Here is a 20242-nt window from a genome sequence, read left to right as displayed (position 1 = left end):
GAAGTCCATGGATTCCAAGGCGTTTTCATTCGGTTTCAGGGCAAGCCCTTAGCATGGCCGTTCGATAGTTTCGACCACGATCGGGGGCATGGCTTAACGAGTTGCCGAAATCTCAACCTGCGTGCGTTGTTCGGCCGCGGTCCAGTCGCCCAGCACGGTCTGGACAAGGGCAATGGCAGCGACCGCGGCGGTATCGGCGCGCAGGATCCGTGGCCCCAGCGACAGCCGCAGCGTATTGGGCTGGTTGAGCAGATTGGCCCGCTCGTCTTCGGCAAAGCCGCCTTCGGGGCCGACCAGAACGTCGATGCCGTGCGCGGCGCCGCGCATGGGCTCCAGCGCCGCCGCCGGATTTGTCACCAGGGCGGCCTCGTCGCACAACACCAGCAGGCGTTCGGGAGCGCGCCGGCCGAGCCAGCGGTCCAGGGTCACCGGCTCCTCGACTGCTGCGAGGCTAAGGATGCCGCATTGCTCGGCGGCCTCGATGACGTTGGCGCGCATCCGTTCGCCGTTGACGCGAGCCACCTGGGTGAAGCGGGTCAGGACCGGCTGTAGTGCGGAGACCCCCATTTCCACCGCTTTCTGGACCATGTAGTCGAGCCGGGCGTGTTTCAGCGGCGCGAACACATAGTGCAGGTCGGGCAGGCGGTCCTGCGCCCTGGCCGCGGCGACGATATCGAGGCATTCCGGGCGCTTGCGGCCTGAAATCGCTGCCCGCCACTCGCCGTCGCGGCCGTTGAAAACCAGAACGTTTGCCCCGGATCCGAGGCGCAGGACGTTGCCGAGATAATTGCCCTGATTGCGGTCGAGCGGAACCTTGCCGCCCGGCTCGAGTGGGGCATCGACATAGAGCCGGGGACTGCGAAAGTCCGTGTCGGGCATGATTGAAATCCTTCGGGAGCCGTTTCTAGACCAACACCATCCGGCCCTCAAACCACGGCGCGGAAAACAGCCCTGAACTTTCTTACGACACCAGCTTGTTCGCGGGAAATGTGCGGGGTCCGGGGCCGCCGGCCTCCGTCGCGGCCATGCGCGCCGCGCTCTTGCCCAATTCGTCGGGTTGTTAAAAACCGGCAGGAATCGTAAAACGCGGAAACATGGAAAGTCGTTCGTTGCGAAGACTTCGGGGACATTGACCCTGCCGGAGGAATATTGTGATCGTCCGACGTCTGATCGTTCCACTGATCCTTGCGGTGTTCGCCACCAGCGTCACCGACGCGCTTGGCCAGACTCCGTTTCCGGCGCCGTTGCCCAATGGCGCGGTCGGAACGGTCAATGATCCGGCGTTTCCGCCCGTAAGGGGATCGGTCGGAACTCCCAACGATTCGGCCTTTCCGTCGGTCAACGGTACGTCTGCGCGAAGCACGGCCGCGCCGCGTCAGGATTCTGCGTTTCCCCCCGTTAACGGAACGACCTCTGCGAAAGCCGACGCGCCTGCCGCATTTCCCTCTGGTGGCGCGGCTCCGATGCTCGGCGGCTTTGGTGCACCTCCTCCGCGGCAAGCGGGTCCGCCCGGCGGCGAGGAATGCATGAAGGAGTTTGTGCCCCTGCGTGAAGCGGCGGAAAAGCGCGGCAAGCTGATCCAGGCCGCCGGTGCCCGTCATGCGCCGCCGGATGAGGCTTGCAAACTGATCGGACAATATTCGCAGGCTGAAATCAAAATGGTCAAATTCATCGACACGCATTCGCAGAAGTGCGGAATTCCCGACAATGTCGGGAAGCAGATGCGCGCCAACCACAAGGCGACGGAAGCCATGCTTCAGAAGGTTTGCGACGTGGCCAAGCAGGCAAAGATGCGCGCTCCGGCCGGCCCGAGCCTGAGCGAAGTTCTCGGCTCGGCCGGCGGCATGCCGGAGGCGACCACATCGAAAAAGGGTGGCAGCACGTTCGACACCCTGAGCGGCAACGTTCTCACCCGATGACCGGTATCCGATGAGCGATGCGGCGGCACGCGTCGCGGACTCCGCCGGCAACTGGGTCGACAGCCGTGCGCCGCTGTGGGCGCGGCCTTATCTCAGGCTGTCGCGGCTTGACAGGCCGATCGGGTCCTGGCTGCTGCTGCTGCCATGCTGGTGGTCGGCGGCGCTGGCCGCGGGCGTCGCCAATGACTTGAGCCGGCTACCCCTGACCATCGTGTTGTTTTTCATCGGTGCGTTCGCGATGCGGGGCGCCGGCTGCACCTGGAACGATATCACCGACCGCGATCTCGATGCCCGCGTGGAGCGGACGCGGTCGCGTCCGATTCCGGCGGGACAGGCGACGGTGGCGCAGGCCTTTGTGTTTCTCGTGGCGCAGGCGCTGGTCGGGCTGGTCGTGCTGCTGCAGTTCAACCGCTTTGCCATCGCGACCGGGATCGCCTCGCTTATCGTCGTCGCGGTCTATCCCTTCATGAAGCGCATTACTAACTGGCCGCAGGTCGTGCTCGGCCTCGCCTTTTCGTGGGGCGCGCTGATGGGGTTCGCGGTAGTGCTGGGCCGCGTCGATGCTGCCGCGCTGGCGCTGTATGCGGGGTCGATCGCATGGGTGATTGGCTATGACACGATCTATGCCCATCAGGACACGGAAGACGATGCGCTGATCGGCATCAAGTCGACGGCATTGCTGTTCGGCGAGCGCACGCGTTCCGCGCTTGCGATCTTCTACGGGCTGGCCGTTGTTCTCATCGGCGTTGCGTTGCATCTGGCCGGCGCGCGATGGCCGGCATGGATCGGCCTTGCGGCTTTTACCACGCATCTCGCCTGGCAGGTCGCCCGGATCCAGATCGGCGATTCCCGCCTCTGCCTGCGGCTGTTCAAGTCAAACCGCGATGCAGGATTGTTGCTGTTTGCGGGATTGCTGGCCAGCGCGTTGCTGCAGGCAGCCGGCGGGTCCTAATTCCGCGCGATGATCTCGCGCTCGCCCCGATAGACGCTCGCGGGGTTGAGCAAATCGCCGCTGCGCCGGCGCACCAGGAAGGTCGGACGCCGCTCACTGATCGCATTGCTCCGCCGCCGGCGCGGCGCCGGATCGCGTTTGTCGTCGGCAAGTTGCGGAAGCGCGAGGATCTCGCTCCAGGTTTGCCACGCGGCGGCACGCTCAGTAGCGTCCTCGGTCACGAGAAGGGGAATGGCGAGCGATGGATCGCGGTGAAGTAGAACGAGTGCTCGCCCCTCGGGGGTGTCGCGCACCGTAACGCCGATGAATTCTTTGACGCGCACATTGATCGTCATCTGCATGCCGTGCACGACGCGGTGCAGCGTCACGCGTTCCCGATGAAGCTCGATCTGCCGGACGCCGCCGTCGGCGCGGCTGTCGCGCGCGGCGAAACTGACGGGCAGTGTGAGAGGGTCGAGCCGCAAGCCACGGCTCGACCCGGCGGGATTGATCCCGCCTGTTGCTGTTTGACGCCTCACGGCTTCGATCTCCCCGCCGGGATTATGTTCCCGGTCGATGGGTGAGAGCATGCCAGAGCGCGGTCCGGATTGGCTTAACAAGGCTGGTTAATCGAAGGTACCCCGCCTGTCGTTCGTGCACATGATTGACAGACCCTTGGCCGACATGATTGACGGGACCTTGCCGGGGTGCGGAAAATCCTCGACACCCGCTTCATTGAATGCTTGAAGTCCGCATAAAATAAGCACATCTCATGATGGGCTGCTCGCGCGCAGGCCTTGCTCGAATCCCCGGGATTTTGTTCGTGATCTCTTCACCAAATTCGTCATCGTCGAAATCCGCCGCTTCCGAACTCTTCGATCAATCCGCGCTCAGTCAACTTGCCGAGCGGCTGGTCGAGGCTGCGAAGCGCGCAGGCGCAGATGCCGCGGACGCGGTCGCGGTGCGTGGCGTCTCGCAAGGCGTCGAGGTTCGCGACGGCCGCGTCGAGGAATCGGAGCGATCGGAGAGCGATGACGTCGGGTTGCGTGTGCTGGTCGGGCGGCGGCAGGCCACGGTCTCGACCAACGATGTCGGCGGCGACAATGTTGCGAAGCTCGCCGAACGCGCGGTCGCGATGGCGCGCGTTGCACCCGATGACCAATATGTCGGGCTGGCCGACCCGGCATTGCTGGCGCGGAATTTCCCCGATCTCGATCTGCTCGACCGGGTGACACCGTCAACGGCAGAACTCGAGCGCCGCGCGGTCGAGGCCGAGGCGGCGGGTCTTGCGGTCAAGGGCGTTACCAAATCCGGCGGCGCGTCGGCGTCCGCCGGCATCGGCGGCATGGTGCTGGTGACGAGCACTGGTTTCTGCGGATCTTATCTGCGTTCGAGCCAGGGCATCTCGATGATGGCGATCGTCGGCGACGGCACCGGCATGGAACGCGATTACGACTACACCTCCGCGCTTCATGCCTCCGATCTCATGTCGCCGGCCAGCATCGGCCGCAGCGCCGGCGAACGTACCGTGGCGCGCGCCAACCCACGCAAGGTTTCCACCTGCAAGGTGCCGGTGGTGTTCGATCCTCGCGTCGCGGGTTCGCTGGTGGGGCATGTCGTCAGCGCAGCCAATGGCGCCGCGATCGCGCGCAAGACCAGCTTTCTGAAAGACCGGCTCGGCCAGCAGTTGTTCGCGAAGGGAATCCGGATCGTCGACGATCCCTTGCGCCTGCGCGGACTGCGCTCGCAATCCTTCGACGCCGAAGGCGTCGCGACGAAAAAGCTGGCGGTGATCGACGATGGCGTCCTGACGTCGTGGCTATTGGATTCGGCAACCGCGCGCGAACTTGGTCTGACGACGACCGGTCACGCCCACCGCGGCGTCTCGTCGTCGCCATCGCCGGGATCGTATAACCTGCATCTCGAAGCAGGGCAGATGACGCCGACCGAGCTGATCGCCGACATCAAGCAGGGCTTCTACGTCACCGACCTGATCGGGTCCGGCGTCAACGGCGTGACCGGCGACTATAGCCGCGGGGCCTCCGGATTCTGGATCGAGAACGGCGAGATCACCTATCCGGTCAGCGAGATCACCATCGCCGGACATCTGATCGAGATGTTCAAGTCGCTGACGCCCGCCAACGACCTCGCATTCCGCTACGCGACCAACGCGCCGACCGTGCGCATCGAGGGGCTGACGGTTGGCGGGCGCTAACGCCGACAGCCGCGACGACCTTCTGGCGCGGGATCGCGCTCTATTGATCGAGACGGTGCGCGAAGCAGGCGGGCTGGCGCGCGCGATGTTCCGTACCGAATTGCGGACCTGGACCAAGGGGGCGTCATCGCCGGTGTCGGAGGCGGACATCGCCGTCAACGATCTCATTGCAGGCAAACTGCGCGCGGCGACGCCGGATTACGGCTGGCTGTCCGAGGAAAGCGCCGACGATCCCTCGCGGCTCGGCAAGCAGCGGGTCTGGATCGTCGATCCGATCGACGGCACGCGCGGCTATCTCGCCGGTCGCGACGACTGGTGCGTCAGCGTCGCGCTGGTCGAGGGCGTCTCGCCGCTGCTGGCGGCGGTGTTCGCGCCGGCCACGGACGAGTTCTTCCTCGCCGCGCGCGGGCAGGGCGCGTCGCGCAACGGCGTGCCGGTGCGGACGACGCCCGGCGACACCCTGGTTTTTCCCAGGATCGCGGGACCGAAGCCGCTTGTGGAAAAGCTGGACCGGCCGCGAGGCGATGTCGTCCTTCACCCGAGGATCAGTTCGTTGGCGCTGCGGCTGTGCCGCGTCGCGGACGGCAGCATCGATGCGGCTTTCGCCGGCGGCCAGAGTTGCGACTGGGATCTCGCCGCCGCCGATTTGCTCGTGCATGAGGCGAATGGTAGAATGACGTCGCTCAAGGGCGAGCCGATCCTCTATAACCGTGCCGAGGTAACGCACGGCGCGCTGATCGCGGCGGGCGGCCTGCGCCACGAGCGCATTCTCGCGCATTTTCAAGGACATCCGTTGCCGTAAGTGCCGGTGATGGACTTTCGTGGGAATTTGCCTGATGGCCGGCGACATAGTAGGACAACGCGTAAATGCCGCCAGACAGTCCGCCCCAGCAATTGCTCCATCTCGTGATCGGGGGCGAACTGACCGATCTTGCGCATACGACCTTCAAGGACCTCGACGAGGTCGAGATCGTCGGCCTGTACCCGAACTACGCATCGGCCTATGCCGCCTGGAAGGCGAAGGCGCAGCAGACGGTTGATAACGCCCACATGCGGTATTTCATCGTGCACCTCCACCGCCTGCTCGATCCCGGTCAAGATACGAAGCCCGCCCGTTGAGAAAGCTGCTTCGCAATCTGCTGCGCGCCCGCTGGTTTCAGCAGTTCGCGGGCCTTCTGGCCGCAGGCTTTCTGCGGCTGGTTTGGTTGACCAACAGGTTCAGCTATGATCCGGAGGATGTCTACGACATTGTCGAGCCCGAGATGCCGGTGATCCTCGCGTTCTGGCACGGACAGCATTTCATGACGCCGTTCATCAGGCGGGCGCACCATCGCGGCAAGGTCCTGATCTCGCGCCATCGCGACGGCGAGTTCAATGCGCTCGCGGCGGAGCGGCTCGGAATCGAAACCGTTCGCGGCTCCGGCGACCACGGCTCTGCGTTCAATCGCAAGGGCGGCGTCGGCGCTTTCAAGGAAATGGTCCGCGCGCTCGAAGAGAACTACAACATGGCCCTGACCGCCGATGTGCCGAAGCGCTCGCGCGTTGCAGGCCTCGGCATCATCATGCTGGCGCGCGAATCCGGGCGGACCATCATGCCGTTTGCGATGGCGACCAGCCGTTTCATCCGCCTCGACAACTGGGATCACACCACCATCAACCTGCCGTTCGGACGCGGCGCTCTGGTCGGCGGCGAGCCGATCTCGGTTCCGCCCGACGCCGACGCGCAGATGATGGAGGCGCTGAGGGCGCGGCTCGAGGCGACATTGAACGACGCTACGCGCCGCGCTTACGCCAGGGTCGGCCGGCCCGAACCCGAGGCGGGTCCCGAATACGAGGCGGGTCATGCCTAGCTCAATGCCGGCGACGCTGCGCCTCTACAGCAGACTGTCCGCCGCCGCCGCCCCGCTGACGCCAGCCCTTTTGAAGCGGCGGCTGAAGCAGGGCAAGGAAGATCCCGCGCGCATCGACGAGCGGCGGGGCATCACCCGACAGCCCCGCCCTGCAGGCCCGCTGATCTGGATTCACGGCGCGAGCGTCGGCGAAGTGCTGGCCGCAGCAGCGTTGATCGAACGGCTGCGGGCGCTGAATATCCGCATTCTGCTCACGTCGGGCACCGTGACCTCGGCGGCTGTCGTCGCGAAGCGATTCCCGCCGGATATCATTCACCAGTATGTCCCCTACGATTCGCCGCGCTTCGTGGCGCGCTTTCTCGATCACTGGCAGCCGGGTCTTGCGCTCTTCGTCGAATCGGATCTGTGGCCCAATCTAATTCTGGCTGGCGGCGCGCGCCGTCTGCCGATGGTGCTGATCAACGGACGGATGTCGCATCGCTCGTTCCCGCGCTGGCGCAGGCTATCGGGAACGATCGCCGCGCTGCTCGAACAGTTCGACATCTGCCTCGTTCAGTCGGGAATCGACGCGGAGCGCTTCACGGTGCTCGGCAGCCGTAATGTCATCACGACCGGAAACCTCAAGCTCGACGTGCAGGCTCCGCCGGCCGACGAGGCCAGGCTGGAACGACTGCTATTCGTCACCCGCGGCCGCCCGGTGGTGGTGGCGGCGTCGACCCATCCGGGCGAGGAAGAGATCCTTCTCAAAACGCACCGGACGCTGGCTGTTCACTTCCCCTTGCTCTTGACCGTGATCGTTCCACGCCATCCCGGTCGGGGCGAAGCGATCGCCCGCATGATCGCAGCGTCCGGCGCGCAGGTCGCGCGGCGCTCGCTGGAGGAACTGCCGACGGCGAGGACGGACATCTATATCGCCGACACCATGGGCGAACTGGGCTTGTTCTACCGGCTGGCGCCGATCGTTTTCATGGGCGGTTCGCTGGTGCCGCACGGCGGCCAGAATCCGATCGAGGCGGTCAAGCTCAATGCCTCCATCGTGCACGGGCCGCATGTCTTCAACTTCACCGATGTCTATGATGCGCTCGACCGCGCAGGCGGCGCGCGCCGGGCCGGCGACGGTGAAGCTCTGACGAAGCAACTCGGCCATCTGCTGAACGATTCCGCCGCCCGCGACGCCGCGGCGACGGCTGCGGCCCAGGTGGTGGATCGGCTCGGCGGCGCGCTGGATCGCACGCTGGCCGCGCTCGAGCCGTATCTGTTGCAGTTGCGGCTGGAACGGGGAGCGGCCGATGCATGAGCCGGCCTTCTGGCACCGGCCGTCATCGCTGCTGTCGCGGTTGCTCATGCCCGTTGGCGCGCTTTACGGCGCGGTCGCCGCGCGGCGGCTGATGCGGACAGGCATGCGCGCCGGCGTGCCCGTCATCTGCGTCGGAAACTACCATGTCGGCGGCGCCGGCAAGACGCCCACCGTGATAGCGCTGGCCGGCATCCTCCGCTCGCTCGGCGAAACGCCGGTCGTGCTCAGTCGCGGCTATGGCGGGCGGCTGCACGGTCCGGTGCACGTCGATCCGCATCGGCATACGGCTGCCGATGTCGGCGACGAACCGTTGATGATGGCGTGGACGATCCCCGTGATCGTGTCACGGCAACGGGCGGCGGGCATCGCACCGGCCCGCGCGCTGGGGGCGAGCGTGATCCTGATGGACGACGGCTTTCAGAACCCGGCGCTCGCCAAAGATATCTCGCTGATCGTGATCGACCGAGCTCGTGGCCTCGGCAACGGCCAGGTTTTTCCGGCCGGACCGCTGCGTGCGCCGCTGCCGCCGCAACTCGCGCGCACCGATGCGCTCGTGATCGTCGGCTTTGGGCCCGCCGCGGATGACGTTGCGGCAAGCATCGGCGCGCGGGGAGGCCTTGTGCTGCCGGCGCGGCTCATCCCGGATGACGCGTCGGTTGTGGCGCTGCGTGGCAGGCGTGTCTATGCCTTTGCCGGCATCGGCGATCCGCAGCGGTTCTTCCGCAGTTTGCGCGCCTGCGGCATCGACGTGGCCGCGGAGCGGGCATTCCCGGACCATCATCCGTTTTCGCAACGCGACGTCGCAGACTTGCAAACCGCCGCCGAACGCGACGGTTTGACGCTGGTGACGACGGAAAAAGATCTGGCGCGGCTACGCAACAGCGAAGACCTCGCAGCGTTCGCGCAGGCCGTCGTCGCCTTCGCGGTCACGCTTGCGTTTGATGATGAAGCGGTGTTGCGCTCGTTCCTGACTGACCGGATCGGCCGGGCGCGGCGGTAGCGCGTATTCCGCAAAAGTGGATACGGTTTTGCGATCAGAATACGCGCAGGTTATTGATTGAGAGGATTTTCTTACGGCTAACCGGATTCCCCTTAGCCGGAAAAGGCTCTACGACGGAGCCTTGAGCGCGCCGGGGTAATGCCGCTGCAAGACCGCGCTTGGGAGCGCGTAAGCCTCCTGCAAGTCGACGCTCCAGTATTTCAGCTCGTCGAGCGGAATGCGGGCGTCGGTGACGGCGCAACGGACATAGGTTCCCGGCGAAATCACCCGGAAGTCGCCATCGAGATACTGCACCCGCGCTTCGCCCTGGCCGGACTGGCCAAATTTATTCAGCACCGCTGCTCTCCCGCATCTTCCGACCGCAAACACGCCATCGGCTAGAGCCTCGCTTCTGATGGAATCAGAAGCGAGGCTCTATGATTTTGAATTGACGCGTTTTCTTCACGCGAACCGGTAACCCACTTCGCTGGAAAACGCTCCAGGTTATCATCTCCACAGATAGGTTCGCAGGGTGCTGCGTTAAACCCACCGATTTGTGATGAATTGCTTTCTGACCCCATGATAGGTCTGAATTCACGTCTCCTTTTTGCAGCATACCAGACCATCCGGCAAGATACATGCGCCTGCTGTCAGCACTTGTTTCGGTCGTGATCCTTGCGTCGACGGTCACGACATTCGCGGCGTCCGGCAAACCGCCGCCGCCCCAACGAGTCGACATTCCGCAGGCCAGCGGGGTGCTGCATGGCCTGCTCTACAAACCCGACGGCAATGGCCCGTTCGCAACGGTTATCGCCTTGCATGGCTGCAGCGGTCTGGAGCACGGCGGGCAGATCCAGCCGCGCTATCGCGACTGGACCGAGCGGCTGTTAAAGGCCGGGAACGCCGTGCTGTTTCCAGATAGTTATGGCTCGCGGAGCGCCGGTCAGCAATGCCAGCCCAAACAGCGCAAGATCCACGCGCGCCGCGAGCGCATCGCCGATATCCGCGCCGCGCAGCAATGGCTGATTCATCAATCCTGGGTTCTGCATGATCGCATCGGCCTGCTCGGATGGGACTCGGGCGCCAGTGCCGTATTATGGGCGGTTCGTCCGCAGCTTGCACCGGCCGGCCGGCATGACGATTTCCGTTCGGCCGTGGCGCTCTACCCGAACTGCCGGATAGCGTCGCGCCTCGGCTGGAGCGCGCGCGTTCCAACTTTGGTGCTGGTTGGTGCCGACGACGATCTCAGTTCGCCGTCCGCCTGCCGGCAGATGGTCGACAATGCGCGCGGACGCAGCGCGCTCGCCCGCATCATCGTCTACCCCAACGCCCATCATGGTTTCGACCGGGCGAACGTGCCGCTCCATCTGGTTGCCGGGAGACACGGCCATATCGGCACCAATCCCGGGGGACGGGTGGACTCGCAAAAGCAGGTCGCGGCCTGGCTCTCGCGTTAGAACAGGCTTCCCTGATCGGCGGCCTTGGCTGCGCGCTTGCCGGATGCCGGTTTGGGCCGGCCTCTCGGGTTGGATCCTGTCGGAGCGGACGATGTCGCTGCGGATTGATCGTCGTCGGCGGTTGCCGCTACCCGTCCGTCGGTGAACTCCAGTGTCAGCCGTGCGCCGGGACCGACCGCCGATGCGCTTCGCAATGCCTGTCCGGCGTCGTCGCGGACCAGCGCGAAACCGCGCGCGAGCACGCCGCGATAGGAAAACGCCGCCAGCAACTGGCCGGAATACGTGATGCGCGCCTCATGCCGCTGCAGCAAGGTGGCCAGCGCCCGCCGCGTCCGCTCGGCAAGCCTTTGGGTGCGCTCATTCGCGCGCGCGATCCGGTCGCGCTGCGCCTGTGCGTTGGCGAGTCGCGATGCCTTGAGCCGGATCGCCAGTCCCACGAAGCGATCGCGGCGGTGACGCAGCACGACCTGCGTGCCGTGCGCAAGCCGCGCGCCGGTCGCGGCGACGGACTGTTTTGCGTGCGCGACCTGTGCGCGCAGCACGCGCAGCGTGAGTCCGCGGGAGATTTCCGTAAAGCGGCGATGATGCAGGTGTGTGCTTGCACGCAAGACGCGCGGCAATGCGGCAGCGACGCCGTCGAGCTTCTGGCGGGGAATCGCGAGCAACTCGCCGGCTCCCGGCAGCGCGCGGGCGGCCGAGCGCAATTCGGTGCGCCGGTCGTCGTGACCGCGCCGCCATGCGACGATGGCGCGGGCCGCGAAACCCGAGACTTCCACGAACAGCTCGGTGCGGACCGGCACCGCCATTTCGGCGGCAGCCGTCGGAGTAGGCGCGCGTTTGTCGGCCGCAAAATCGATTAGCGTCACGTCGGTCTCGTGACCGACCGCCGAGATCAGCGGGATCATGCTGCTGGCGGCGGCGCGCACCACGATTTCCTCGTTGAAGGACCACAGGTCTTCGAGCGAGCCGCCGCCGCGCGCGACGATCAGGAGGTCGGGGCGCGGGACGTGTCCGCCTTCCGGCAGCGCATTGAAGCCGTCGATGGCGGCGGCGATCTGTTCCGCCGAGCCTTCGCCCTGCACCCGCACCGGCCACACCAGCACACGGCGCGGAAAACGATCCTCCAGCCGATGCAGGATATCGCGGATCACTGCGCCGGTCGGGGAGGTCACGACGCCGATTACCTCGGGCAGCCAGGGCAGCAGTTGCTTGCGGGCTTCGTCGAACAGGCCTTCCGCCGCGAGCTTCTTCTTGCGCTCCTCCATCAGCGCCATCAGCGCGCCGATGCCGGCAGGTTCCAGCGCCTCGATCACGATCTGGTATTTCGACGAGCCCGGATAGGTGGTCAGCTTGCCGGTGGCGATGACTTCGAGGCCCTCCTGCGGCTTGAACCGCATCCGGCCATGGACGCCTTTCCAGATCACCGCCTCGATCTTGGCGCTCTCGTCCTTCAGCGCGAAATAGCAGTGGCCCGATCCATGCGGGCCGCGAAAGCCGGATATCTCGCCGCGCACCCGCACATGGCCGTAAGCGTTCTCCACGGTGCGCTTCAGCGCCGAGGACAACTCAGAGACGGTATATTCCGGCGCGTTCGCCAGGAGTTGTGCAGGATTTGCGGGCATCAGGCTCACTTCTGTTGCGCCTCCGCCTTACCATGCTAAACCGCTTCGAAACCATCGGGAACCCTGGATCGGCAGTCAGTCATGAACATTCTTCTGCTCGGTTCCGGCGGCCGCGAACATGCGCTGGCCTGGAAAATCGCCGACTCTGTGCTGCTTACGAAACTGTGGTGCGCGCCGGGCAATGCCGGAATTGCGCGCGAGGCCGAATGCGTCTCGCTCGATGTTGCCGATCATGCTGCGGTGATCGCGTTCTGCAAAACCAACAAGGTCGATCTGGTGGTGGTCGGACCCGAGGCGCCGCTCGCGGCAGGGATTGTCGACGATCTCGCGGTCGCGGGTATCAAGGCGTTCGGGCCGAGCAAAGCCGCCGCGCAGCTCGAGAGCTCGAAGGGCTTCACCAAGGAGCTGTGCCGTGACAACGCTATTCCGACCGCGGCCTATGAACGCTTCAATGACGCCGCGGCGGCGAAGGCCTATATCCGCGTCCAGGGCGCGCCGATCGTCATCAAGGCCGATGGGCTTGCGGCCGGCAAGGGCGTCGTGGTCGCGACGACGCTCGACGAGGCGCTGGCGGCGGTCGACATGATGTTCGACGGCGGGTTCGGCGGCGCCGGCGCGCAGGTCGTGGTCGAGGAATTCATGCGTGGCGAGGAGGCCTCGTTCTTCGCGCTGTGCGACGGCGAAGACGCGCTGGCGTTGGCGACGGCGCAGGACCACAAGCGGGCGTTCGACGGCGACAAGGGACCGAACACCGGCGGCATGGGCGCCTATTCGCCGGCGCCGGTGATGACCGCCGAGATGTGCCGCCGCACCATGGACGAGATCATCATTCCGACATTGCGGGCGATGCGCGCGCGGGGAGCGCCTTTCAAGGGCGTGCTGTTCGCCGGCCTGATAATCACGGAACAGGGACCGAAGCTGATCGAATACAACGTCCGCTTCGGCGATCCGGAATGCCAGGTGCTGATGCTGCGGATGATGGGGGACATCGTGCCGGCGCTGTTCGCGGTCTGCGACGAGCAGTTGAAGCATTTCGATCTGCGCTGGTTTCCCGCTTCCGCCTTGACCGTCGTGATGGCGGCGAAGGGGTATCCCGGTGACTACGCCAGGGGGACGCGCATTGACGGGCTCGATAATGCCGCCAAGGTGGAGGGCGTGGAGATTTTCCATGCCGGGACGAAGGAAGAGGGCGGGCAGATTCTCGCCAATGGCGGCCGTGTGCTGAACGTCTGCGCCTCCGGCAAGACCGTCGCGGAGGCGCAAGCCCGCGCCTACGAGGCGGTCGATCGCATTAACTGGCCCGATGGCTTCTGCCGCCGCGACATCGGCTTTCAGGCAGTGGCGCGGGAGCGGGAACTGAAGGCTTGACGAAGGTATGATCGAGGCCGTCATACCCGCGAAGGCGGGCATCCAGTAAACCGGGCGGTGGTTACTGGATCGTCCGCTTTCGCGGACGATGACCGTGCCTGTATACAAGGCGAGGCAGCCGACCTCACCGCCGCGCCTTGAAGAAATCCCGCAGCAGTGTCGCCGCCTCGCTCTCCCCGACCGCCGGGTACACCTCCGGGCGATGATGGCAGGTTGGCGCGGCAAAGAATCGAACGCCGGAATCCACTGCGCCGCCTTTCGGGTCGGGCGCCCCGTAGTAGAGCCGCCGGATCCGCGCGAACGAGATCGCGCCCGCGCACATGGTGCAGGGTTCCAGCGTCACATAGAGATCGCAGTCGGTCAGCCGTTCGCTGCCGATGGCGTGTGCGGCGGCCCTGAGCGCCAGAACCTCGGCATGTGCGGTGGGATCGCGGTCGGTCAGGGTCCGGTTTCCGGCGGCGGCGATGACCTCGCCGTCACGCACGATCACGCAGCCGATCGGCACTTCGCCCGATTTTCCGGCGCTATTGGCGGCTTCCAACGCCAAATCCATGAAAGAGGGTGCGGTCATGCCTCGTGTCTCAGCATATGATCCGCCAAAGTGTAAGCGGTTTGGCGATCAGATCATGCGCCATATCAATATCTTAGAGCGTGATCGGACGCAAAACCGGCATCCACTTTTGCTCATCGCGCTCTGATGAGAACTCTGTTAAGAGGGCGCCTTCAGCAAAAGTGGATGCCGGTTTTGCGTGAGAATGCGCTCTGTATAAGAGGCGGGCGCGACCTCGTCATGCTACCCCTCCACGCCGGCGCGGCTGCCGTTTCCAATGCCCGTAGCGAGATCATTCATGCCCCGCGATAACGACAAAGACAATGCATCCTCGCGCGGCCGGCGTGATCGGCCCTCCGGCGGCAAGGGCCGTTCCGGCGCGGCGCGCGGGCCGGAAAAGAAGTTCGCCAAGCGCGGCCTTGCCGGCAAGACCGACAAAGGTGACGGCGACAAGCGGCCCTATGCCGGCAAATCCGATGGCACGAAGCCCTATGCCAAGAAGCCTTACGCCAGGAAGCCGTATGGCGCGGGCAAACCCTACGCGAGCAAGCGCGATGGCGATGCCGCACGGCCCCGCTTCAATCGTGACGGCGGCAGCGAGAAGCGCCCCTATGCGCCCCGAGGGGATTCACCTCGCAGCGAACGCCCGGCCTTCAAACGTGACGATCGCGCGCCGCGCGCCGACCGTGGCGATACGCGTCCGGCAGGGCGCCCTGCCGACAAGAAGTTCGGCGAGAAGCGTTCGTATGCGCCGCGCGGAGATCGTCCCTTCGGTGACAAGAAGTTTTCGCGCGGCGCGCCGGATCGCGGTCCGCGCAAGGAGTTCGGCGATCGTGCGGATCGCGGCGAGTCCAAGCCGTGGGAGAAGCGCGAGGCCCGTCCTCGCGATGATGCGCGCCGCGAGTCCCGGCCCTCCCGCGATGGCGCCGGGCGTTTCGACAAGCCTCGTTTCGACCGGCCGCGCGACGATCGCGGCGGCTCCGGGCGTCCACGATTCTCGAAACCACGAGAGGATCGTCCGGAGCGCACTGCAGGCGGCGATCGTGGCCCGCGCAAGTTCGACCGGCCGCAAGGCGACCGTCCGCGTTATGAACGTCCGACCGGGGATCGTCCCCGCTTCGATCGCCCGCGCCAGGACCGTCCTGACGGCGATCGTCCTGGTGGTTCCCGCAACGCGTGGCAGGAGCGGCCACGTCGCAATGACCGCGACGAGCGTCCGCGTCGCGACAACGAGGATGACAGCAGGGTTTTCGCCAAACGTCCGGCGTTCGGGGGACGCGGCGCTTATCGCGAACGCAAGCCTGACGACGACCGGCGCGGAGCACGGCCCGAACCAAGGTCGAAGAAGACCGGCGAACGCATCGCGAAGGTGATGGCGCGCGCAGGCGTCGCCTCGCGCCGCGACGCCGAGGAATGGGTCACGCAGGGCCGCGTTGCCGTCAACGGCCGCGTCATCAACTCGCCGGCGCTCGATGTCACCTCGCGCGATGTCATCACGATCGACGGCCAGCCGTTGCCGGAGCGCGAGCGCACGCGGCTGTTCCTGTACCACAAGCCGCGCGGCCTGATGACGACCCACGCCGACCCGGAAGGGCGGCCGACCGTGTTCGACAATCTGCCTGAAGGTCTGCCGCGCCTGATCAGCATCGGCCGGCTCGATTTCAACACCGAAGGGTTGCTGCTGCTGACCAATGACGGCGGTCTGGCGCGCGCGCTGGAACTGCCCGACACCGGCTGGCTGCGGCGCTATCGCGTCCGCGCCCACGGCGAGGTGACGCAGGCGCAGCTCGATGCGCTGAAGAACGGCGTCGAGGTCGACGGCGTCAAGTATGGCTCGATCGACGCCACGCTGGAGCGCGACCAGGGCGCCAATGTCTGGCTGGTGTTCGCTATACGCGAGGGCAAGAACCGCGAGGTGCGCAACGTGATGGCCCACCTCGGGCTCGAGGTGAACCGGCTGATCCGGGTCTCCTATGGACCGTTCCAACTGGCCGAGATCGCGGAAGGTCAGGTCGAGGAGGTCAAGACCCGCGTGCTGCGCGAGCAGCTCGGCGATAAAATCGCCGCGCTCGCCAATGCGAATTTCGCCGGCACGGCCGCCGAAGCCGAGACCGAGCCAAAGCTCGGCCGCGACGGCACACCATTACGCTCGAAGAAGGACAACAAGGCGAGAGCGAAGCGCTCGCTGATTGAGGATCGCAAGGGCCGCAACGTCGTGGTGCAGCGAACCGGCAGCGACGAGGCGCGGGCGCGCAACGAAGCCGAGGCCAATGGCTACGGTCCGCCACGCCGGCCGAAGCGCGGCTATCACGGCAAGCGCGATCTGACGCCTCGGGACTGAACGATGCGTGTCGTCGGCGGACGGCTGAAGGGCCGCAACCTCGCGTCTCCATCGACGCAGCAGATTCGGCCGACGGCCGATCGCCTGCGCGAGTCGCTATTCAACATCCTCGTTCATGCCTATGACGATCCGGTTGCGGATGCGCGCGTGCTCGATCTGTTTGCGGGCACCGGCGCGCTCGGCATCGAGGCGGTGTCGCGCGGGGCGACATTCACGCTGTTCGTCGATAACGGCGCCGAGGCGCGCGCACTGTTGCGCAACAACGTCGAGGCGCTGGGGCTCGGTGGTGTCACGAAAGTCTATCGCCGCGATGCGACCGATCTCGGGCCTGCGCATCCCGTCGAGCCGTTCTCGCTGGTGTTTCTCGATCCGCCCTATGACAAGGGTCTGGCGGACAAGGCGCTTGCCTCGCTGCGCGACGGCGGTTGGTTGACGCGGGGAGCATTGCTGATCGTCGAGGAAGCCACGGCGGCGGCGTTCACCGCGCCTGAAGGTTTTTGCGAACTCGAACGCCGCGCCTACGACGACACGGAATTCGTATTCCTGCGGAGCGCATGACCACCGGCCCCGTCATTGCGAGCTCGCGACAAAATTGGCTCTTGCCAATTTTGCGCGTGAAGCGAAGCAGTCCAGATGCCGCACACCAACGCTGGATTGCTTCGCCGCTACAGCTTCTCGCAATGACGAAATGGTTCGATCTACCTTCGCCCGAACAGCTTCTCGATATCGGCGAGTTTCAATTCCACATAGGTCGGGCGGCCGTGGTTGCACTGGCCTGAATTGGGCGTGTCTTCCATCTCGCGCAGCAGCGCATTCATTTCCTCCGGCTTGAGGATGCGCCCGGCGCGCACCGAACCATGACAGGCCATCGTGGCCGCGACATGCATCAGGCGTCGTTCAAGAGGAAGCGCCTCGTCCCATTCCGCCATGTGCTCGGCGAGATCGCGCAACAGCGCTGCCGCGTTGGTCTTGCCGAGCAGCGACGGCGTCTCGCGCACGGCGACCGCGCCGGGTCCGAAGGACTCGATGGCGAGACCGAATTTTTCCAGCTCAGGCGCACGGTCGATCAACTTTTCGACGGTGGCCTCGTCCAGCTCGACGATGTCCGGTATCAAAAGGATCTGCCGCTGCACGCCGTCGCGCTCCAGCGCCGCCTTCAATTTCTCGTAGACGATGCGCTCGTGCGCGGCGTGCTGGTCCACCACGATCAAACCGTCGCGGGTTTGCGTCACGATGTAAGTCTCGTGAATCTGGGTGCGCGCCGCGCCGAGCGGCCGGTCTATCAGATCGGCCACGGGGTTGGGATCGGATCGCACATCCGCGCTGGGCGCACCGACATCGAACGCGGTTTGTCCGGGTGCGGCGAAGGCGGCAGCAGTCGCGCCGCCGGACCATGGCCCCGCGCCGACAGGCGAGGCCGGCGATTGCCGCCAGTCCCAGTTGGCCGGGCGCGGAACTGCGGCGGGACGGAATGCGGTGAGCACCGCGCCGTCGCTGTTGGCCGCCGTGCGTCGGCCCTCGCGCGCCAGACCTTCCTTCAGGGCGTGCACGATCAGCGCCCGCACCAGTCCGGCGTTGCGGAAGCGCACTTCCGTCTTGGCGGGGTGAACGTTGGCATCGACCTCCTGCGGAGCGGTCGTTACGAACAACGCCACCACCGGATGGCGGTCGCGCGGCAGGTAATCGGAATAGGCCGCGCGCACCGCGCCGATAATCAGCTTGTCGCGCACCGGGCGGCCGTTGACGAACAGGTACTGGCCGAGCGCGTTGGCGCGGGTCAGCGACGGCGCGGCGGCAAAGCCCTCCACGGTGACACCGTCGCGTTCGGCGCGTACCGCGATGGCGCTGCAGCGAAAATCCGCGCCAAGAATGTCGCCGAGCCGCGTCAATTGTCCGGCCGCGCCCGGCAATGCCGCAGTCCACGTCACCGGTGCGCGTTCTTCACCGGCGAGCGTGAAAGCGATATCGGGTCGCGCCATCGCCAGCCGCCGCACCACCTCGCGGATCGCCTCGGCCTCGGTGCGGTCGGTCTTGAGAAATTTCAGGCGCGCGGGCGTCGCATAAAAGAGATCGCTGACCTCGACGCGGGTGCCTTGCGTCAGTGCCGCCGGCACGATCGCGGATTTCCGTCCGCCCTCGACGGTGAGCGACCACGCATGCGGCTCGCTGCCGTGGCGCGTGGTGATGCCGAGCTTCGCCACCGCGCCGATCGACGGCAGCGCTTCGCCGCGAAAGCCCAGCGTGCGGATGCGCAGCAGATCCTCGTCGTCGAGTTTCGAGGTGGCGTGGCGGTCCACCGCGAGCGCGAGGTCGGCCTTCGTCATGCCTCCGCCGTCGTCGGTGATGCCGATCCGCCGCCGTCCGCCGCCGTCGGTGAAGATGTCGATGCGGCCCGCGCCGGCATCGATGGCGTTCTCCACCAGTTCCTTGACGACGCTCGCCGGACGCTCGACCACTTCGCCCGCGGCGATGCGGTTGACGACGGTCTCGGGAAGCTGGCGGACGGGCATGGGCGATTCACTTGGGCCGGTATTGAAGTCGATTCGAGCCTTGGCGCAGTCTAGTGGATCGCGTCTGACATTTGAATCCGGGATGGGATTCCCATCTGACTGGATGCATGCGAGTCTGGCGCATGCGAACCGGAATTTTCATCACCCTTAAGCCTGCCGACCGCCGCCATCTGAAGGCGCTGGCGCGGAATCGGAACACCCCACACAAGCATGTTTGGCGGGCCGAGATCGTACTGTTGAGCGCGGACGGTTTCGGCACCCATGAGATCATGCGCCGGACCGGCAAGTCGAAGACCTGTGTGTGGCGCTGGCAGGAACGCTTCATGGTGGCGGGTTATGACGGCCTCCTGCACGATAAGACACGCCCCTCGCGCATTCCGCCGCTGGGGTCGGGCATCGCTGAACGCGTCGTGGCGCTCACCCGGACCGAGCCGCCAGCAGAGGCGACCCACTGGACCTCGGCCATGATGGCGAAGGTCGTCGATATCAGCGCGAGTTCCGTTCAACGCATCTGGCGCGCCCATGGGCTGCAGCCGCACCGGGTGAAACAGTTCAAGCTCTCCACTGACCCGCGCTTCGTCGACAAATTGCGCGATGTCGTCGGCCTCTATGTCGATCCGCCCGCCCATGCCGTCGTTCTCTCGGTCGATGAAAAAAGCCAAATCCAGGCGCTCGACCGCACCCAGCCCGGCTTGCCAATAAAGAAGGGTCGCGCCGGGACGATGACCCACGACTACAAGCGTCATGGCACGACGACACTGTTTGCGGCCCTCAACGTCCTCGACGGCACCGTCATTGGCCGCAATATGCAGCGCCATCGGCACCAGGAGTTCATCCGCTTCCTCAACGCCGTCGAAGCGCAGGTGCCGCCGCGAAAGCAAATCCACGCTATCGTCGACAACTATGCAACCCACAAGCACCCGAAAGTGCGCCAGTGGTTGGCCCGGCATCCCCGCTGGGCCTTCCACTTCACGCCCACATCAGCATCCTGGCTCAACGCCGTCGAGGGCTTCTTCGCCAAACTCACAAAACGACGACTGAAACGCGGCATCTTCCGATCGGTCGTCGACCTGCAGGCTGCAATCAATCGCTTCGTAATCGAACATAACGCCGAACCGAAGCCCTTCACATGGACTGCCGATCCCAACAAAATTATCCGAGCCGTCAGACGCGGGCACCAAGTGTTAGATTCCATCCACTAGC

At 65.5% G+C, this 20242-nt stretch carries 19 protein-coding genes; 13 read left to right on the top strand and 6 right to left on the bottom strand.

All coding sequences use genetic code 11. From position 1 onward, the window contains the following. Positions 1–93: 93 nt before the first annotated feature. Complete coding sequence (locus NHAM_RS16335) at positions 94–879, bottom strand: 16S rRNA (uracil(1498)-N(3))-methyltransferase (RefSeq protein WP_011511577.1); 786 nt, start codon at positions 877–879, stop codon at positions 94–96. Positions 880–1151: 272 nt separating this feature from the next. On the opposite strand from NHAM_RS16335, the gene NHAM_RS16330 reads away from it, so the two are divergent. Together NHAM_RS16330 and ubiA are read left to right on the top strand one after the other, a co-directional pair. Then, positions 1152–1919 (top strand): hypothetical protein, encoded by a 768-nt coding sequence (locus NHAM_RS16330; RefSeq protein WP_011511576.1) that lies wholly within the window; start codon positions 1152–1154, stop codon positions 1917–1919. Positions 1920–1929: 10 nt separating this feature from the next. After that, positions 1930–2871 (top strand): 4-hydroxybenzoate octaprenyltransferase, encoded by a 942-nt coding sequence (gene ubiA / locus NHAM_RS16325; RefSeq protein WP_011511575.1) that lies wholly within the window; start codon positions 1930–1932, stop codon positions 2869–2871. Here ubiA and NHAM_RS16320 read toward each other — a convergent pair. Then, entirely contained in the window at positions 2868–3389 is a 522-nt protein-coding gene (locus NHAM_RS16320; protein WP_011511574.1) for a DUF6101 family protein, read from the bottom strand. The genes ubiA and NHAM_RS16320 overlap by 4 nt on opposite strands. Positions 3390–3673: 284 nt before the next feature. Between NHAM_RS16320 and NHAM_RS16315 the strand changes: the two genes are divergently transcribed. The 6 genes from NHAM_RS16315 to lpxK all read left to right on the top strand — a co-directional run bounded on the left by NHAM_RS16315 (position 3674) and on the right by lpxK (position 9212). After that, complete coding sequence (locus tag NHAM_RS16315) at positions 3674–5065, top strand: TldD/PmbA family protein (protein ID WP_011511573.1); 1392 nt, start codon at positions 3674–3676, stop codon at positions 5063–5065. Further along, the gene (locus tag NHAM_RS16310; protein ID WP_011511572.1) at positions 5052–5867 is read left to right on the top strand and encodes a 3'(2'),5'-bisphosphate nucleotidase CysQ; all 816 of its coding nucleotides are present in this window, start codon (positions 5052–5054) and stop codon (positions 5865–5867) included. The genes NHAM_RS16315 and NHAM_RS16310 overlap by 14 nt, the downstream gene beginning before the upstream one ends. Before the next feature lie 65 nt (positions 5868–5932). Beyond that, positions 5933–6184, top strand: a complete 252-nt coding sequence (locus NHAM_RS16305) for a DUF4170 domain-containing protein (protein WP_011511571.1) — start codon at positions 5933–5935, stop codon at positions 6182–6184. Continuing rightward, complete coding sequence (locus NHAM_RS16300; protein WP_011511570.1) at positions 6181–6915, top strand: lysophospholipid acyltransferase family protein; 735 nt, start codon at positions 6181–6183, stop codon at positions 6913–6915. The genes NHAM_RS16305 and NHAM_RS16300 overlap by 4 nt, the downstream gene beginning before the upstream one ends. Then, on the top strand, positions 6908–8212 hold the full coding sequence (locus NHAM_RS16295) for a 3-deoxy-D-manno-octulosonic acid transferase (protein ID WP_011511569.1): 1305 nt from the start codon (positions 6908–6910) through the stop codon (positions 8210–8212). The genes NHAM_RS16300 and NHAM_RS16295 overlap by 8 nt, the downstream gene beginning before the upstream one ends. After that, a complete protein-coding gene (gene lpxK, locus NHAM_RS16290; protein WP_011511568.1) occupies positions 8205–9212 on the top strand; it encodes a tetraacyldisaccharide 4'-kinase in 1008 nt (335 codons plus the stop codon). The genes NHAM_RS16295 and lpxK overlap by 8 nt, the downstream gene beginning before the upstream one ends. Before the next feature lie 108 nt (positions 9213–9320). Here the strand turns inward: lpxK and NHAM_RS16285 are convergent, their stop codons facing one another. Next, positions 9321–9548 (bottom strand): DUF2093 domain-containing protein, encoded by a 228-nt coding sequence (locus tag NHAM_RS16285; protein WP_011511567.1) that lies wholly within the window; start codon positions 9546–9548, stop codon positions 9321–9323. Positions 9549–9829: 281 nt separating this feature from the next. Between NHAM_RS16285 and NHAM_RS16280 the strand changes: the two genes are divergently transcribed. Further along, positions 9830–10648: a dienelactone hydrolase family protein gene (locus tag NHAM_RS16280; protein WP_011511566.1), complete on the top strand. Its 819-nt coding sequence runs from the start codon at positions 9830–9832 to the stop codon at positions 10646–10648. Here NHAM_RS16280 and xseA read toward each other — a convergent pair. Continuing rightward, the gene (xseA, locus tag NHAM_RS16275) at positions 10645–12270 is read right to left on the bottom strand and encodes an exodeoxyribonuclease VII large subunit (protein WP_011511565.1); all 1626 of its coding nucleotides are present in this window, start codon (positions 12268–12270) and stop codon (positions 10645–10647) included. The genes NHAM_RS16280 and xseA overlap by 4 nt on opposite strands. 81 nt (positions 12271–12351) lie before the next feature. Here xseA and purD point away from each other — a divergent pair, with 81 nt between their 5' ends. Beyond that, entirely contained in the window at positions 12352–13638 is a 1287-nt protein-coding gene (gene purD, locus NHAM_RS16270) for a phosphoribosylamine--glycine ligase (RefSeq protein WP_011511564.1), read from the top strand. Positions 13639–13762: 124 nt separating this feature from the next. Here purD and NHAM_RS16265 read toward each other — a convergent pair whose 3' ends face one another. After that, positions 13763–14209, bottom strand: a complete 447-nt coding sequence (locus NHAM_RS16265; RefSeq protein ID WP_011511563.1) for a nucleoside deaminase — start codon at positions 14207–14209, stop codon at positions 13763–13765. 277 nt (positions 14210–14486) lie between these two features. Here NHAM_RS16265 and NHAM_RS16260 point away from each other — a divergent pair, with 277 nt between their 5' ends. Beyond that, a complete protein-coding gene (locus tag NHAM_RS16260) occupies positions 14487–16529 on the top strand; it encodes a pseudouridine synthase (protein WP_041358255.1) in 2043 nt (680 codons plus the stop codon). 3 nt (positions 16530–16532) lie between these two features. Then, positions 16533–17087, top strand: a complete 555-nt coding sequence (gene rsmD / locus NHAM_RS16255) for a 16S rRNA (guanine(966)-N(2))-methyltransferase RsmD (protein ID WP_011511561.1) — start codon at positions 16533–16535, stop codon at positions 17085–17087. 140 nt (positions 17088–17227) lie between these two features. On the opposite strand, the gene mutL is transcribed toward rsmD, so the two are convergent. Continuing rightward, the gene (gene mutL / locus NHAM_RS16250) at positions 17228–19039 is read right to left on the bottom strand and encodes a DNA mismatch repair endonuclease MutL (RefSeq protein ID WP_011511560.1); all 1812 of its coding nucleotides are present in this window, start codon (positions 19037–19039) and stop codon (positions 17228–17230) included. A gap of 122 nt (positions 19040–19161) precedes the next feature. Between mutL and NHAM_RS16245 the strand changes: the two genes are divergently transcribed. Continuing rightward, the gene (locus tag NHAM_RS16245) at positions 19162–20241 is read left to right on the top strand and encodes an IS630 family transposase (protein WP_081434946.1); all 1080 of its coding nucleotides are present in this window, start codon (positions 19162–19164) and stop codon (positions 20239–20241) included. The last annotated feature ends 1 nt before the right edge of the window (position 20242 follow it).

Origin of the sequence: Nitrobacter hamburgensis X14, from assembly GCF_000013885.1 — a bacterium.
GTDB lineage: Bacteria > Pseudomonadota > Alphaproteobacteria > Rhizobiales > Xanthobacteraceae > Nitrobacter > Nitrobacter hamburgensis.
This window is presented reverse-complemented; position numbering and strand designations above follow the sequence as displayed.